This window comes from Pseudomonas sp. 2995-1 (assembly GCF_002742505.1).
In the GTDB taxonomy this organism is placed as follows: Bacteria; Pseudomonadota; Gammaproteobacteria; order Pseudomonadales; family Pseudomonadaceae; genus Aquipseudomonas; species Aquipseudomonas sivasensis.
Genome location: NZ_LJSA01000253.1, coordinates 1 through 289 on the forward strand (window position 1 = coordinate 1; position 289 = coordinate 289).

General features: G+C 37.4%; 1 pseudogene. It reads left to right on the top strand.

The features are described from left to right. A pseudogene (locus AOA61_RS05610) lies at positions 1-289 on the top strand (alanine dehydrogenase); the annotation flags it as partial.

A 289-nucleotide genomic window follows, 5' to 3' on the forward strand; every position in this document is an offset into this window, starting at 1 on the left:
ATCAAGGAGGTATATTTGAAACTGTAGATCGAATTACTACCCATGATGATCCTACTTATACGAAACATGGAGTTGTTCATTACGCAGTTGCAAATATGCCTGGTGCTGTACCACGAACATCAACAATTGCCCTAACAAATGTTACAGTTCCATATGCGCTTCAAATCGCAAATAAAGGAATTGATCAAGCGTTAAGAGAAAACCGCGCTCTTGTAAAAGGTGTAAATACAGCTAACGGTTATATTACTTATGAGGCAGTTGCAAGAGACTTAGGATATGATTATAAATC